The sequence below is a fragment of the Olsenella sp. KH3B4 genome, assembly GCA_900111695.1.
GTDB lineage: Bacteria > Actinomycetota > Coriobacteriia > Coriobacteriales > Atopobiaceae > Tractidigestivibacter.
Map to the genome: position 1 here is coordinate 183917 of FOHD01000002.1, position 14704 is coordinate 198620.

Here is a 14704-nt window from a genome sequence, read left to right on the forward strand (position 1 = left end):
ATCCTCTTTCCAGGTAAACGCGCACGAGAGGGGCAGACATGGCTTTGGGCAACACTGTGCTGGTTGGGCAGTCTGGCGGACCCACGACGGCAATCAACGCAAGCCTGGCGGGAGTCGTGGGCGCCGCGCGAGCGGCCGGCCTCTGCGCGATGGGCATGCGCTACGGCATCCAGGGCCTTCTCGACGGTCGTACGGTAAACCTGGACGAGAAGCTCGCCGGGCCGGCGGGGCTCGAGCTTCTCTCGCACACGCCATCAAGCTACCTGGGGAGCTGCCGCTACAAGCTGCCGGAGCCCACCGAGGACGAGACGCCGTACCGCACGCTCTTCAAGCGGTTTACGGAGCTAGGTGCCCGCGCGGTGCTCTACATTGGCGGGAATGACTCGATGGACACCATCGCCAAGCTTTCTCGCTACGGCGAGGCCACGGGCTCGCAGATTCGCTTTGTGGGCGTGCCCAAGACCATCGACAATGACCTCATCCTTACCGACCACACGCCTGGCTATGGCAGCGCGGCCAAGTTCATAGCCGCTACGGTCGACGAGCTTGCCTGCGACGCCGACGTCTACGACCTCAAGAGCGTGACCTTCGTCGAGATCATGGGCCGAGACGCCGGCTGGCTTGCTGCGTCGTCGGCGCTTGCCGGTGAGGCGGGCGGTCACGCGCCCGACCTGGTGCTTCTTCCCGAGGTTCCGCTTGACGAGCAGGCACTGCTCCAGAGGCTCGCAGGGCTTCTCGCCGAGAAGAACACCGTGGTGGTTGCCGTGAGCGAGGGCGTGCGCACAGCAGACGGCACGCTCATCTGCGAGCGCGCGGGCTCCACGGCGCGCGTCGACGCCTTTGGACACGCGGCCGCGCTTTCGGGCACGAGCCGCTACCTGGCAGACGTTGCCAAGCGCGAGCTGGGGTGCAAGACGCGTGCCGTCGAGCTCTGCACCACACAGCGCTGCGCCGCCCATCTGGCCAGCCAGACCGACCTCACTGAGGCAGCCGGCTTGGGCGTCCGCGGTGTAAACGCCGCCCTCGATGGCGCCTCGGGCGTGATGAGCGCCCTGGTGCGCGCATCCGATGCGCCGTACGAGGTGCGCTACGACCTGGTGGACGTGAACCGCGTGGCCAACGCCGTGAAGGCCGTGCCTGCAGAGATGATTCGCGAGGACGGCACGGGCGTGACCGAGGCGTTCCTGCGCTACGCGCGGCCGCTCATTGCCGGCGAGCCGTCTCTCTCGTACGTGGGCGGCATACCAGCACACGTGAAGCCGCTGGCGTAGCGGCCTGGGGACTGGCTACTCGCGAAGTAGCCAGTCCCTCATCGACCACACCGTTCTGCCTCCTACCATTACGGTCTTGTCCGCATTCATGACAACTGACTGGTTGGCAACATCAACGCCGATCAGATTCCCGACGCTGGCCAGGTGTCTCGTGAACGAAGACCTATACGTCGCCGAAGACTTTATCTCCACTAGCTCTGTGGCCGTAGGGTTGGTCATGTCGAGCAGGTCGACCTCAATTTTGCTGTCATCGCGATAGAAGTAGAGCTGTGGTTGCCTGCCAGCATTCATGTGGCGCTTGGCCGTCTCGGAGATGACGAAATCTTCGATGACCGCCCCCCTGTGACGCGAGGTCAGGAGCTGGTCTGTCGTCCTTATTCCAAGTAGGTGGCAGAGAAGCCCCGTGTCATAGAAGAAGAGCTTTGGGGTCTTTGTGAGCCGCTTCCGGAGGTTGGCGTGGTATGGCTGGAGGAGCTGCACCACGTAACTTGATTCCAAAAGCGATAGCCACGACCTTGCAGTCTTTGGACTTATTCCCACGTCATTGGCAAGGCTGGTGAGGTTAAGGAGGTTGGCGCACCCCTCTGCGCAAGCCGCTATGAAGTTTCTAAAGACGCTCAAGTTGCTTGGATCAACATACCCGGATGCGTCACGCGTTATGTAGGTGCTCAGGTAGTTCTCGTAGTAGACCTCAGGTGGGATGTCCACATCATATAAGCGTGGGTACCCACCACGAATGACAAAGTCCTCCACCCCTAGCTCAGATACCGCTCCATGCGCCTCCCTATACGAGAGGGGCATGAGCTTGAGCAGACCAACCCTTCCCGCAAGAGACTGAGTAATCTGTTTAAGCAGCATAAAGTTTTGCGAACCCGAGAGCACATACTGCCCCGGCGTGCCCACCTCGTCAGAAACCACCTGAATTACGTTGAATAGCTCCGGTGCAAGCTGGGCCTCGTCAATAATGAGCTTCTGTGGCCTGTGGCGGATAAATCCAACCGGGTCATCGAGCGCCATTGCCAATACGCCGGGATCTTCGAGATTCTCATACTGGTACTCGGGAAACACGGCTTTGACTAGGGTCGATTTGCCACTCTGCCTCGGGCCCGTAATAGAGACCACAGGAAACCAGTCAGCGTTCTTTCTTGTCCACGACGCAATGTCTCGCTGTATCACCGTAGTTCTCCAATCAAAACCCCACAATCGATAAGTGAACAGTACCATAATCAGGAGTTGATAGAACCATAATCGGGAACCGATAGGCACCATAATCGGGAGTATGACGTACCATGATCAGGAGCATATTGACAAACGAGCAGCATATGGGGTGTATCCGCTTGATGGGCAAGAGACACACCGCACCCTCGACCCTCATCGTTCTCAACAGCTCCGGCGACAGCGCTTCTCGACGCAACGCGCCCCTCGCGGCCAGGTGCCGAGAGGGGCGCTTGCCTACGGTGCTTGTCACGCTGGCGCTACAGAGCCGCGCGGTAAATCTCCACGATATCGTCGGCCGTAAGGGGCACGAAGCTGCCCTTGCTGCCAGTAGCGGCTTTCTCGGCCATCACACGGAAGTTCTTCTCATCATCGATGCCAACCGCACGCAGGTTGGCGGGCATGCCCATGGTGACAAAGAAGAACTCGCGCGTCTTGGCGATGGCGTCGCGTGCCACGGACATGTCATCGGTGCCCTGGAGACCCCAAACGTTGCGGCCGTACGTCGCGAACATGGGCGCCGTCTTGACGGAGAGCACGTGCTCCATCCAGGCCGGGGTAAGGATGGCCAGGCCCTCGCCGTGGGTGATGTCGTAGAAGGCAGAGAGCTCATGCTCCATGGGGTGCACGCACCAGGCATTGGCGGCACCGGCCTCTACCAGGCCGTTAATGGCATGTGAGGCAGCCCACATGAGGTTTGCGCAAGCCTCGTAGTTGTCCGGCTCCTCGAGCGCGACGGGGCCGTAGTGAATCATCGTGCGAAGAAGTCCCTCGGCCATACGCTGCTGTACATAGGCGCCCGGCTCCATGGTGAAGTAGTTCTCGAAGGTGTGGCTCATCATGTCCGCCGTACCCGCTGCCGTCTGGCGGCGCGAGACGGTGAAGGTGTAGGTGGGGTCGAGAACGGACATCGTGGGCTTCATGCACTCGGCGGCGGTGCCCCACTTCTCGTTCTTGGTCATGTCCGAAATCACCGCAAAGGGGTCCATCTCGGAGCCAGTCGCGGAGAGCGTGAGGACCGAGAAGATGGGGAGCGCATCTGTGATCTTCTCGGGATGAATGACCAGGTCCCAGGGGTCGCCATCATAGCGGGCGCCAGCAGCGACCACCTTGGCGCAGTCAATCGTGGAGCCGCCGCCGATGGCGAGGACCATGTCAACGCCCGACGCCTTGCACGTCTCGACGCCGCGGCGGACGGTCTGGATGCGCGGGTTGGGCTCGACTCCGGAGAGCTCCTCAACCTCCACGCCAGCCTGGCCGAGAATGCGCAGCGCCTCATCGTAGATACCGTTGCGCTTGATCGAGCCGCCACCATAGCAGAGCAGGACTTTCTTACCGTACTGGGCAAGCTCGGCAAGATGCGAGATCTGGCCCTTTCCAAAATGGATGGTGGTGGGAACATGGAACGTGAAGTTGTACATGCTGATTCCCTTCTCGTGCAAACAGGCACCCGACTGCCGGTGCTGCGTTGGTCTCATGGTAGCGCGCGGAATGGCCGCCGCAGCTCTCGCCTCTCGTCGGCGGCCCGCACCCGGTCCTTCTCGCTTCTCGCCGCCGGTTCTACCCGGTCCCCTTCAACCGCCGAATTATTGCGCGAAATTGCTTGATATACAGTTCTTACCTGGTGAAACTTCATCTAACCTAGGAATAACGCGCAATAATTTCTGCCAAACAGGCTGGAGATACCCATGAACCTTACGCTTGATCGCCTCAGCGCACTTGCGACCATCAGGTCCATCCGTTGCGGCATGGCTCCCGGCATACAGGGAGGCATTACATCGCTGAGAAGAACCGGCATCGCCGCCCCGGAACTCCCAGAGGGCAGGCGGCGGTGGAGCGCAAGCTGCATTGACCTCTCCAACCTAGGATTAGCGCGTGGCGCGCTGGGAAACCGTCCCATTGAGGTCGCCGTATCAAGCGAACGCGCCCGCATCCGCTCCAAGGCCTTCTCGTCAATCATTCACACCGCCTCGCTCCCCAAGAACGCGTACATGGACGCAGGAAACGGCCTTCGCGTTGCCTCGCCCGAGCTCGTCTTTGTGGAGATGGGCACCGTTATGCAGCCAGAAGTCCAGGCACTTCTCGGCTACGAACTAACCGGAAGCTTCTCAAGAAGCCCCTCAGACCCTCGCGGGGGCGCCATTGCCTACGGCATTCCCCCTGCAACAAGCGTCGAGAAGATCGAGCGGTTCCTCTCTCAGTGCGGGGGTAATGCAGGCGTTGCCCAATCCAGGAGAGTCATTGGATACGTAGCAAACAACGCCTGGTCCCCTGCGGAGGCGGTTATCGCGGCCCTTATGGCCCTGCCGCTTGAGTACCTAGGATACGGCATGGGACGACTCGTGCTCAACGACCGCCAGACCGCAGTGGACGAACTGACTCGCTCCGGGGCCAGTACGTCGCGCGTGCCGGACATCCTCGTCCCTGGGACCTGCGTCGGAATCAATTACGACAGCTTCTACCACCTTGACCTAGACAGCGTCATCGAGGCGGCGCAGGCGTGCGCATTGGCACCAAATGACAAGGCAGCGGCAGACATCCTTGAAAGCACGCGCCGAGCAGTGCGCGAGAAGGTCCTTGATGACCTGCATCGGAACAGGGAATTGGCTGCTCAGGGGCTTGTGGTTCTTCCGGCTACGAGCGAGGACCTCTACCGGAAGGGCGGGCTCGACGCCCTGATGCTCGAGGTGCTCCGAACAATTGAGCTTCTCTCCGGCAAAGACATGACCGAAAGCCGGCGCGCTCTTGCGTCGCGAGCCGTATGCGAGCGAAGGCAAACGCTCGTCTGGTCGCTTCTCCCCTGGGAACAGGGGCGCAGCTATGCGCGCAAGCAGGTCGAGCGCGATCAGCGTGGAATCCAGCGACTCAAGGACCCCCAGATTGTGGAGGTAGACATGGTCCTATAGGGGCCGAGAAGGGCGCTGCCGGCAGGGTGGGCCCGGCTGCCCGGTGGGCGCGGCTGGCCAGGGCCTTGGAGGCCAGGCGCGATGCTATTTCTTCTCAATTATTGCGCGATTTTCCGTGATTCGTTTCTCTCAACTGGGTGAATGTAATTCTTGCAAGAATTTTCGTTCAATAATTGAGTCCCTCATGGGGCTTTGGATTGACGTGGCCGCATTGCACTGCAGCCTTTTCCGGCACGCCCCGGCAGCGCGAACTACGCTCGCGGGGTCATTCGGGCAAGCGGGTATGAACTGCGCATTCCTTGCGTAGACTGTTCTCGTCTAGATAGATCGGGACCCAGCCAGCGGGAGGTAGCATGAGCGAGATTGGCTTCCACATCAAGGAGGCGGGCGAACTCTCCGACGACGAGTTCAACGCCCTGCGCCGTCACTACCTTGTCTACGCGTGGGCCGAGAGGGACGAGCACCGCAACCTGCATAGGGACCTCGACGCCATATATACCGAGATAGATGGGCTTGTCGCCAGAGGCGGGCTGCTCCCAATCGTGAACTCGCTCAATACGTGCGGACGCATCGTGGTCTTCTCGACGGAGTCATCGACGCTGGCTCTGCGCGAGTTTCAGCAAGCCATGCTTGTGGAGGACAAGACCGTCCACCTGGTTCCCGAAGATTCGCCCAGCACTGCGCTGCTCGACGCCCTCACCCCCAACGACCTGCTCATTGTTGTGACCACTTCGAACGGCTTCGCCCGCAGGCAGCGCTCGGTCATTGAACGGTGCCACGCCTACAAGGTCATCGTGACGGCCAGCGAGGATGCGGCGCTGCACGCCATCTTCGATGACGTGCTGGCATTTGGTAGGGACGCAAGTGAGGGCTCGTCGCTCCACCGAATCTATGCCACCTTTGGGGTCACGTACTTCTTCGACCGGCTGTTCGCCCAGTACGCACGCGCGTTTGACCCGCTGCTGTAGGGATACAGCGCTGTTGCGTGAAGTTGAAAAGGCCGCGCAAGCTCCAAGTGCTACGTGGCAATTGCCCCTAGAAATAGGGTGGCCCCCATCGTAGCGATGGGGGCCGGGGGGGAAGGGACATGCTACTGGAAAAGGGGAAAGCAAATACGCTCACATCAAATCACTGGAAAAAAGCCAGCAAGGAGTTGTACAGATCAAGAATCCAGCAATTATATGAATGTGTTCCACCGTCAAAGCACACCCATGCGTAGTTATCACCGTCTCTGAAACGATCAGGCATTTGCTCCAGGGCTTTCCCAACAAACTCCTGATGATTGTCGAGAGAGAAATCCGCAGTCCCGTTGCCGTTGTACCAGAACTTTACGGGATAGTCGGCATACTCCCCGTCCAGTGTTGACTTGAAAGTGTCGAAATCTGCCCAAGCGCCAGAGTAGGAACCGATCCAGGAGAAATAGTCAAGGCAGTGCATCATAGCGGAATTGATTGAGGTCATCGAACCCCTAGAAAGACCGGAGAACGCACGATGATTGCGTGAAGCTCTCAAGCTGTCCTCGGATACGTCGCCACCAGCGTAGGTCGAATACTTTGCCTCAACCAAGGGGATAATGTCATTTCTCAGTTCCTGCCAGAAATACATGGGCCATTCGTCGGCATAAGGGTCATCTCCACCCTCGAGAGCAGTATTGATGGTATAGCCATCAGGAATTGAGTAATAACAGGGAGTGACAATGATCGTATCCGGGCATAGTGCCTTGTCGTGCATCATATCCAAGAGATTGCACGTACTCGCGCCTTTGTTGAGGCCGTCGCTAGTAAGCCAATACCCTTCGTTATCGCCAGTGCCATGCAGGAGATACATAATGTCATACTGCTTGGAGGAATCGTACCCGTTGGGAAGGTAAACGTAGAGCGTTTTATTAACCGAGGTCCCGGTTATGCCGTCCACTGCCTCAATCGTATACGAAGGGCAGGTATACGTCATGCTCTCAACGCTACCGGGCGTTGCGCTTGCATCCGCATAGAGCTTCTCGGACTTCTTTAATTTAGTGACAAAGTCGTACTTGTAATCAGTTTGTTCGCCACTTGAACCCTCACTTTTCCCAGCAGATTCATCCGCTGTAGTAGACGAAGAATCCGTCTGGGGTTGCTGGCTACTTCCACATCCAGCAAGTAATGCTGCCGTTGACGTAGCGCCAAGACCCGCAAGGAACGTACGACGAGAGAACACATTGCTCATCAAAACAATCACCTATTTCTTGAAGAACACAAGCATGCAGTTGTACAGATGGAGAATCCAACAGTTGAAGGAGTGCGTTCCGCCCTTGAACTCCACCCATGCGTAGTTCTCGGCGTCTTTTACCTTGTCGCCCAGCTTAGGAAGAGTAGCGTCAAGGAGTCCTTTGTGCTCGTCGTGAGCAATGTCAGCAGAGCCATTGCCGTTGTACCAGAACTTCAAATCATAGGGCGAGAAAGTCTGCAGAATCGCTCCGGCAAGCTCATCCGAATCGGCTAGGCCTCCCGAAAAATTGCCAAAGTAACCTATGCAGTCAAGGTTATGCATGATTCCGGCATGAAACGTCGTGCAAGAACCCATCGAAAAGCCTGCAAACCCACGGTGATCCCTAGTCGCCACGAGGTTCTCATCGCTTACATCCCCACCGGCAAATGTTGAGTACCTGGACTCAATCGTGGGAATGACCTCATTTCTCAGCTCATCAGCAAAAGCGACCTGAAAAGCAATCTCTGGATCGCCCTCCTTAGGCTCCGAATCTCCCGAGGGCTTCCCACCGTCCTTGTCATATCCCAAATAATCAGCGACGACGTCCTCGTAGCCTTCGGGAGTAGCATTGAACGTAGGAGACACCACAATGGTGTCGGCACACTTGCCTTCCTTCACGAGGTTATCAAGCAGGTTGCAGGTTGACTGGCCTGGCTTGCCATCCTGGGACGTGAGCCAATATATCTCGGACTCCCCACCCCCATGCATGAGGTAAAGCACGTTGTATTGCTTTGAGGGGTCATATCCATATGGAAGGTAGGCAAACATGCGCTTTTGCATGGGGATATTCGACTCGCCAGTAATCTTCTCGACGGCATAGGCGTGAGTGTCGTAGTAAATCTCCTCGACCGTACCCTTTTGGTCGCACTCCGTATAGAGCTTCTCGCCATTTTTAAGCTTCATGACAAAGTCATTGCCATCGAAGCTGTAGCTCGTCTTCTCGGTGGAAGCCTCCGCGCCTGCCGAAGAGGCTTCCGGCATCTTGCTCTGGGCTTGTCCTCCGCCACACCCAGAGAGTGTCGCCCCGATTCCCGCAATTGCCGCAGCCCCACTTAATTTGAGAAAGCCCCTCCTGCTCACGCCATCAAACATGCCCTCTCTCCAATCTATGAAAACCGTTTCCCAGCCAATAACACGACTGTATTTCCGAGAGGGGAAGGACGACAATCCACATGGCACGAACTGTCGTGTTTCATGCACGCGATGATGGGGCGGACTGCACCGGAATAACCATTGATACCGTAAAGACACCGTCTTTTGCCAAGAAGCTCAGTGAGCCATCGTACTTCTGAACGATCTGAGTGATGGAGAGGGTACCGTACCCATGGTTCGACTTGTCAGCCTTAGTTGTCACAGGTAGGTCATTTGAAAAGCTCACTTGTCCATTGAAGCAATTCTCCACCTCGATATAAACCATGCAACCATGCCGGTTTACGCTCACTCGCACATAGCGTCTTCCAAGGTCATCTACACCTAACGCGGCTTCAATAGCGTTATCGAGGAGGTTGCCAAAGAGGACATATAGGTCGGAAACGTCCATGAACGAGAGACAGGATCCATCGGCAATGCAAGCAAGTTGGATGCAGTTGTGCTGACAATAGAGACTCTTTGAGGTCAGGACAACATCCAATGGTTCGGAGCCAGTGTTAATCGACGAATCATAGATTGCAACGCTGTCAGCGATATCCGACAAGTCAACCGCTCCGTCATTTCTTGACTGAACCTGGAGCAACCGGTGTTTGAGATCATGGCACTTGCAGTTGATAGCCTCGATGGTTGTCCGTTCGAGCTCGTACTGTTGACAAGCCTGGTCCCAGAGCGTCCGAACCACCTCAAGCTCACGCTCGGTTTGACTCTCGGAAAACATTCCAAAAAGAAGAAGGAGCAGCAGAATGTCGGACAAGATAATGAGCGCACAGTACACCATATCTCCGATAATCCCCTCGGAATGTACAAGGACCCCCCAGACGATGTCTGCCCAGACGTTAATCGCTAGAGAACATATGATTAGAAAGCGTATTGATGACCGTTTCACGATTTCTGTCCCATTCACCTGGAAATGATGGGCAAATGTCCGATAGCAAATTGCATAGACAAGCAGAAATGAACCCAAGAGGTTTAGCATCGCAAACCCAACGGGAAAGTGATTCTCACTCATCCCTGCAGAAATTGCCACATTGAGCACCTCCGGGTTCAGGAGCGATACTCCGAGGTTGAGACATGATGCAAGGCTCTTTGTCGTAAAGCCAGCTATTCCGACAAACCATAACGTATGCGCAGGAGCCATGTAGCATACAAATAGCGGTAGCATCGCGACTATCGAGAGGATGGTATAGCCAATCAGTCCAGCAAGAAGGGTGTATGTGATGGGCGCACCTGTATCGATCTGCCGTAGCACTCTCTCGATGACAAAGGAGATCACTAGCACGACCACCATAGATCCAACGAAACGCACTACATAATGCGATTTATGCTCGAGACCCCTGCAATACAACAGCGCACCGAGCATGATTGCGATGCCGGTGAATACCTGCATTGCGTCCTCCTATGAGTTTAAATGCCGTCCGCCGTAATAGTCATTAAGCGCTGCTAGGACCTCGTTTCGCTTTAATCTGCTCACCTGAATGACCTCTCCACCAACATTAATGTCTTGCTTCCCCATTGCCTGGACACGAGCGAGATTGATTAGGTAGCACTTGTTGCAAAGCACAAAGGAAGCATCTGAGAGTTGACTCTCCACTTCCTTGAGCGAGCCCCGCGCCTTGAAAATGCCGTCATCGGTATGGAAAAACAAATAGTGGGCCGAGACCTCGACAAACCTGAGAGACTCCAGACGAACTATACGAATCCCGTCGCTGGTCTTCACCATCACCTTGCGCACCCGATCTCGTTCGACAAAGCGTAGTACCCTATCGAGCTTCACCTTGAACAGGTCGTACTCAACAGGCTTAACGATGAAATCCAAGGCATTTACTTCATAGCCGTTTGCGGCGAAGCGTGCCAAGTTGGTCACAAAAACCAGGGCAACCTCCTCGTCCATCTTGCGCAATTCCCGTGCCGCATCCATACCGTTCATCCCAGGCATGTCGATGTCGAGAAACACAATGTCATAATCCGCACGGTATCCGTCCAGGAAGCGAATCGGATTCGCAAACATGCGCACGTCAAACTCCAATGACGCATCTTCACCATAGCGCTCAAGAACGTCCTGCAGTCGCCTTATGGAGTCCTGTTCATCCTCGATAATCGCAATCCTCAGCATGTCTCCTTACTCCTCCCCCCCGCTGCAGTACGCCATGTCTCCCATGCACAACGCACAGGGGGGCGATGCCGACCTGCGACATCGCCCCCGGACCCCCCGAGCCTACTTGTCCTACTCGTCGTAGGTGAAGGTGCCGTTCGTCGTATTGACACTCACGGTCTGCTCCCCGTAATCCTCGAGGATCGATGGATCATCCTTCGAAGTGGTGGGCGAGCCAGCCGCAACCTCAGTGCCCTCGGTTGGAGCGGACAGAGTCACCTTCTGGATGCCATCTGAATCCTTATCACCAGCCTTGTATGTGCCTTGGTAGTTTACGGTGGTGTACATAACAACTACACCCGACTGCTGGACGATGTAGTCGCCGTCGACCATAGTGTAGGTTCCGTCCGAGTTAAGAATAAGCTGGTCGACAAACGCATCCCAGCAGTCACCCTCATAGCCTGGGGTTTGCTGAGCAGAGTTGGCAGTGTAGGTGGTATAGGATGGGCCAGAGCTGTTCGAGCAACCAGCGAGACCAACTGAAGCAGCAAGGACACCGGCGAGGACGACTGGCGCAAGCTTCTTTCCAAACTTCATTTTTCTCTTCCAATCAATCGTTGAAACATGATTCATCATGCAGAGCTAAACCCAACCGGATTCCCAATCGCCTCCCACACCTCCCTCAAAATCACAGGGAAACCACTGGGTGAGATACCTACTTAGCCTTTGCCTCGGTCTTGTTCTTTCTGCGTGAAAGAATGCCGTGAGCAACGAGGGCGATACCGGAAACACCAAGGACTGCCTCAACAACATATGCAGCAATTTGCCAAGTCGAGAGCGCGTAGACAATCTGGTCGCCCGCTGAGGTTTCGTTGACGGTGTTTGAGTTTGCCTGGGTATACAGGCAATTTTTCATTGCTGCCCTCATAGCCTTGATGGACGAGGGGTTAGACTGATCCTTGAACTTTGAAGGGAGGGTGGCCGTGTTTGCCAGCATGAGATCGTTTCCTGACGAGACACCTTCCTCCATGTTCATGAAATCGGAGGAGTTGTAGTCGGTAATAACGGTGCCCTCAAATCCCCATTCGTCGCGTAGAACACCCTTCAGAAGTTCGTCGCAACCGCCAGTCCACGTGTCACCAATGCGGTTAAAGGAGCTCATTATTCCCGTAGTTGCACGGATAGTCTTAGTCTGGGTATTGCCCTGCTCGTCAAGATAGCTCTCTTCAACCACAGGCATCTCCACAGCAATTTGGAATGCCTTAAGATAAATCTCTCGCATTGCTTGCTCGTTTGCCCAAACACAAAAGCCATTGTTGGTGCGGTGAAGCTCTTCGTCATTTAGCGCAAAGTGCTTCATGTAGCAGGTGACGCCCTTCGTCGCAGCCCCCTGGATGGTGCCAGCACAGATAGTGCCGGAAAGCACTGGGTCTTCGGAGTAGTACTCGAAATTGCGCCCCGAGAATGCGCTGCGATGAATATTGCAGCCAGGGGCATACCAGCCGTTCTCCGAGCCAGCAAGCGCCTCATTGCCAACTGCAACGCCATATTCCTGGGCGAGCTCAACATTGAAGGTGGCAGCTGTAAGGGTAGAGGAGCAGTTAAAGTTACCGGTAGTCGACATTCCCACGCCACCATACTGCTTAAGGCCGGCAGGTCCATCGGTTGCTTTTGATGCGGGGAGATTCACGCTGGCTATTGCGGGAGTACCCTGGTTGCCACCGGAGATATATGCCACCATATCCTTGACGCTCAGCTGATCAAGCAACTCATCCCATTTGGGATCGTCATAGGTAAGACCACGCATGCCCACCACAGAGAGTCCATTGGAGGCTTCAGTCGTTGGCTTGGAATCCGATGAGTCGTAGTAATCAGGAGTGTACTTGCCAAATGCGCTGATGACCTCATCGGAAGCAGTAAGATCTGCTGCCGTCGGTGAAGTTGGCCAAGAGCCAGAGAAATTGGAGCGCGTGAGGTTTACAGCCTTACCTTCTTTAGGGTTACTGTAGTCCACAAAATGCGAGCTTACGTTGTCAAAACGATTTGTAGCTGCAACAACCTCGTGCGATGACTTATAGTCCTCGCTCATGTTGACAGCGTCACCGGTTTGGTCCTCTATCTCAGTAGGACGAGGATTCGAGGAGTCGTAAATAACTTTCTCGGGGACGTTGTACGTATAGGTGCAGTTCTCACCATAGACCTCGTGAGCATTCTTGCGCACGCTGATAACGTAATCTCCAGCGTCCAGGACATAGCAGCCAGCATCCTTATAGTCATAAGAGGCCATTTCGTCCACATTCCAGCTGACCGTAACGTCCTCGGATTCGCCGGGCTCGAGGAGCTTTGTCTTTCCGAATCCGCCAAGCACCACGGCGCTCTTCTCAACCGTGCCGTCATATGGAGCAGAGTAATACACCTGAACGGCGTCACGTCCGGCAACATCACCAGTGTTGGTAACTGTCACCGTGGCGTTCACTTTCCCATCGGAAACATCACAGGACTTTAGCTCCTGGTCAAACGTAGTATACGAGAGCCCATATCCAAAGGGATACACAACTGCTGAGTCATAATCAATTGCCCCGTCGGCGTAAGCGGTCTCGTAGTACCTGTAGCCAACGTAAATGCCTTCCTCATAGTCAACGGTATAGGCATCGCCAAGAGCATTGCTCTTGTCTACGTTACTGTACTTGCGAGAGTTGGTGTTAGGAAACGTTGGATCAGCAGTAAGGTCAGCGGCCCAAGTATCAACAGTATGCCCAGAGGGGTTGATCTCGCCCTTGAGAATTTCGGCCAGAGCCTCGGTTCCCGTCGAACCGGGGTAGCTCATCCACACAATTGCAGAGATCCGGGGGTCATTCTGAAGGTCTCCCAATTCCATAACATTTGCTGAGTTGATAACCACAACCACCTTGTCAAAGTGGGACTCAGCAAGCTGGATAAGATCTATTTCTTCCTTGCTAAGCTCAAGCTGGTGCTGTCCGTCTTCGTAGTTAGCTACCTCAGCTATCGAAGAGTCCATGGCAGTTGACCCGTCAAGCGTGGATTTAAGATTCGTAGAGAAATCAACGCCTTCGCCACCCTGACGACCTAGAACCACAATCGCTGCGTCGTTGTAGTCAGCGAAGCTCGAAAGAACCTCTCCCGAATAATAGGACTGGGGAAACTCGCCAATGTAATAAGTCTGCTTTGACGGGTCATCCATCTGGTTATTTGCCGTCGGAACGCTGTCGAGATTGGCCGAATACATGTCGGTAACGGTGGTGTTCACCTGGAAGCCCTCGTTTGTGAGAGCATCAACCAAACTCGTTGCCTGCGAAGCGTCGCCGGAACCAGACCCCGTACCGCCAATAATGGTGTCTACGCTTCGACGACCAAGCAGGGTTACCTTTGGGCTGTCGCCCTTGATGGGCAGCGTACCATCATTGTTTTTGAGGAGTGTGATACCCTCCTCAGCAATCTTTCGGGTAACTTCACGTGCCGCACTTGTCGCCTCATCCCCAGAGGCATAGTCATTCTTGTAGTAGGCGGTATCCCAGTTCTCGGAGCCTGGCTTGTGCGAAACTGTCATTTGCCCGCGACCAACATAGGCGTCGAGCACACCAGAGAACATGCTCGTACCCACGAATACCAAAGCCGCAAGAACAAGAAACGCCCCACCGAGAACGACTGAGACTTTTCCCCTCCTCTTTCCCTTGGGCTTCGAAGCCGGTAAGACTATATTCTTCTCCGCTCTGCCCTTTCCCATCTTCACGCTTCTTCTCCCTCCTTGTCAGTGGGTAAACGCGTTTCGGGAACAACCGCAGCACTGCGATGACATGAAAGCC

General features: G+C 55.6%; 11 protein-coding genes. 3 read left to right on the plus strand and 8 right to left on the minus strand.

Going from position 1 to position 14704, the window contains the following annotated elements:
* Nucleotides 1–38 precede the first annotated feature (38 nt).
* Nucleotides 39–1271, plus strand: coding sequence for a diphosphate--fructose-6-phosphate 1-phosphotransferase (locus BMX94_RS02770; protein WP_218138448.1), 1233 nt, complete (start codon nucleotides 39–41; stop codon nucleotides 1269–1271).
* Nucleotides 1272–1286: 15 nt separating this feature from the next.
* On the opposite strand, the gene BMX94_RS02775 is transcribed toward BMX94_RS02770, so the two are convergent.
* A complete protein-coding gene (locus BMX94_RS02775; protein ID WP_286159992.1) occupies nucleotides 1287–2447 on the minus strand; it encodes an ATP-binding protein in 1161 nt (386 codons plus the stop codon).
* Nucleotides 2448–2746: 299 nt separating this feature from the next.
* On the minus strand, nucleotides 2747–3907 hold the full coding sequence (locus BMX94_RS02780) for an iron-containing alcohol dehydrogenase (RefSeq protein WP_091003177.1): 1161 nt from the start codon (nucleotides 3905–3907) through the stop codon (nucleotides 2747–2749).
* Nucleotides 3908–4174: 267 nt separating this feature from the next.
* Between BMX94_RS02780 and BMX94_RS02785 the strand changes: the two genes are divergently transcribed.
* The gene (locus tag BMX94_RS02785) at nucleotides 4175–5392 is read left to right on the plus strand and encodes a hypothetical protein (protein WP_091003180.1); all 1218 of its coding nucleotides are present in this window, start codon (nucleotides 4175–4177) and stop codon (nucleotides 5390–5392) included.
* A gap of 353 nt (nucleotides 5393–5745) precedes the next feature.
* On the plus strand, nucleotides 5746–6360 hold the full coding sequence (locus BMX94_RS02790) for a MurR/RpiR family transcriptional regulator (RefSeq protein ID WP_091003182.1): 615 nt from the start codon (nucleotides 5746–5748) through the stop codon (nucleotides 6358–6360).
* A gap of 160 nt (nucleotides 6361–6520) precedes the next feature.
* Here BMX94_RS02790 and BMX94_RS02795 read toward each other — a convergent pair whose 3' ends face one another.
* The 6 genes from BMX94_RS02795 to BMX94_RS02820 all read right to left on the minus strand — a co-directional run bounded on the left by BMX94_RS02795 (nucleotide 6521) and on the right by BMX94_RS02820 (nucleotide 14625).
* Nucleotides 6521–7597 carry an alpha/beta hydrolase-fold protein gene (locus BMX94_RS02795; RefSeq protein ID WP_143052254.1) on the minus strand — a complete coding sequence of 359 codons (1077 nt, stop codon included), beginning with the start codon at nucleotides 7595–7597 and terminating at the stop codon, nucleotides 6521–6523.
* A 12-nt stretch (nucleotides 7598–7609) separates the two neighbouring features.
* Nucleotides 7610–8731 carry an alpha/beta hydrolase gene (locus BMX94_RS02800; RefSeq protein WP_143052255.1) on the minus strand — a complete coding sequence of 374 codons (1122 nt, stop codon included), beginning with the start codon at nucleotides 8729–8731 and terminating at the stop codon, nucleotides 7610–7612.
* A 100-nt stretch (nucleotides 8732–8831) separates the two neighbouring features.
* The gene (locus tag BMX94_RS02805) at nucleotides 8832–10175 is read right to left on the minus strand and encodes an ATP-binding protein (protein WP_091003190.1); all 1344 of its coding nucleotides are present in this window, start codon (nucleotides 10173–10175) and stop codon (nucleotides 8832–8834) included.
* A 9-nt stretch (nucleotides 10176–10184) separates the two neighbouring features.
* Nucleotides 10185–10901 carry a LytR/AlgR family response regulator transcription factor gene (locus BMX94_RS02810; RefSeq protein WP_091003193.1) on the minus strand — a complete coding sequence of 239 codons (717 nt, stop codon included), beginning with the start codon at nucleotides 10899–10901 and terminating at the stop codon, nucleotides 10185–10187.
* A gap of 111 nt (nucleotides 10902–11012) precedes the next feature.
* Nucleotides 11013–11477, minus strand: a complete 465-nt coding sequence (locus BMX94_RS02815) for a hypothetical protein (RefSeq protein ID WP_091003196.1) — start codon at nucleotides 11475–11477, stop codon at nucleotides 11013–11015.
* A 118-nt stretch (nucleotides 11478–11595) separates the two neighbouring features.
* Complete coding sequence (locus tag BMX94_RS02820) at nucleotides 11596–14625, minus strand: glycoside hydrolase family 3 C-terminal domain-containing protein (RefSeq protein WP_286159999.1); 3030 nt, start codon at nucleotides 14623–14625, stop codon at nucleotides 11596–11598.
* Nucleotides 14626–14704 lie beyond the last annotated feature (79 nt).

Excerpts from the sequence above, each read along its gene's own strand:
- BMX94_RS02770 (WP_218138448.1), top strand. The coding sequence starts at position 39 with ATGGCTTTGGGCAACACTGTGCTGGTTGGGCAGTCTGGCGGACCCACG.
- BMX94_RS02780 (WP_091003177.1), bottom strand. The coding sequence starts at position 3,907 with ATGTACAACTTCACGTTCCATGTTCCCACCACCATCCATTTTGGAAAG.
- BMX94_RS02785 (WP_091003180.1), top strand. The coding sequence starts at position 4,175 with ATGAACCTTACGCTTGATCGCCTCAGCGCACTTGCGACCATCAGGTCC.
- BMX94_RS02790 (WP_091003182.1), top strand. The coding sequence starts at position 5,746 with ATGAGCGAGATTGGCTTCCACATCAAGGAGGCGGGCGAACTCTCCGAC.
- BMX94_RS02795 (WP_143052254.1), bottom strand. The coding sequence starts at position 7,597 with ATGAGCAATGTGTTCTCTCGTCGTACGTTCCTTGCGGGTCTTGGCGCT.
- BMX94_RS02800 (WP_143052255.1), bottom strand. The coding sequence starts at position 8,731 with ATGTTTGATGGCGTGAGCAGGAGGGGCTTTCTCAAATTAAGTGGGGCT.
- BMX94_RS02805 (WP_091003190.1), bottom strand. The coding sequence starts at position 10,175 with ATGCAGGTATTCACCGGCATCGCAATCATGCTCGGTGCGCTGTTGTAT.
- BMX94_RS02810 (WP_091003193.1), bottom strand. The coding sequence starts at position 10,901 with ATGCTGAGGATTGCGATTATCGAGGATGAACAGGACTCCATAAGGCGA.
- BMX94_RS02815 (WP_091003196.1), bottom strand. The coding sequence starts at position 11,477 with ATGAAGTTTGGAAAGAAGCTTGCGCCAGTCGTCCTCGCCGGTGTCCTT.
- BMX94_RS02820 (WP_286159999.1), bottom strand. The coding sequence starts at position 14,625 with ATGGGAAAGGGCAGAGCGGAGAAGAATATAGTCTTACCGGCTTCGAAG.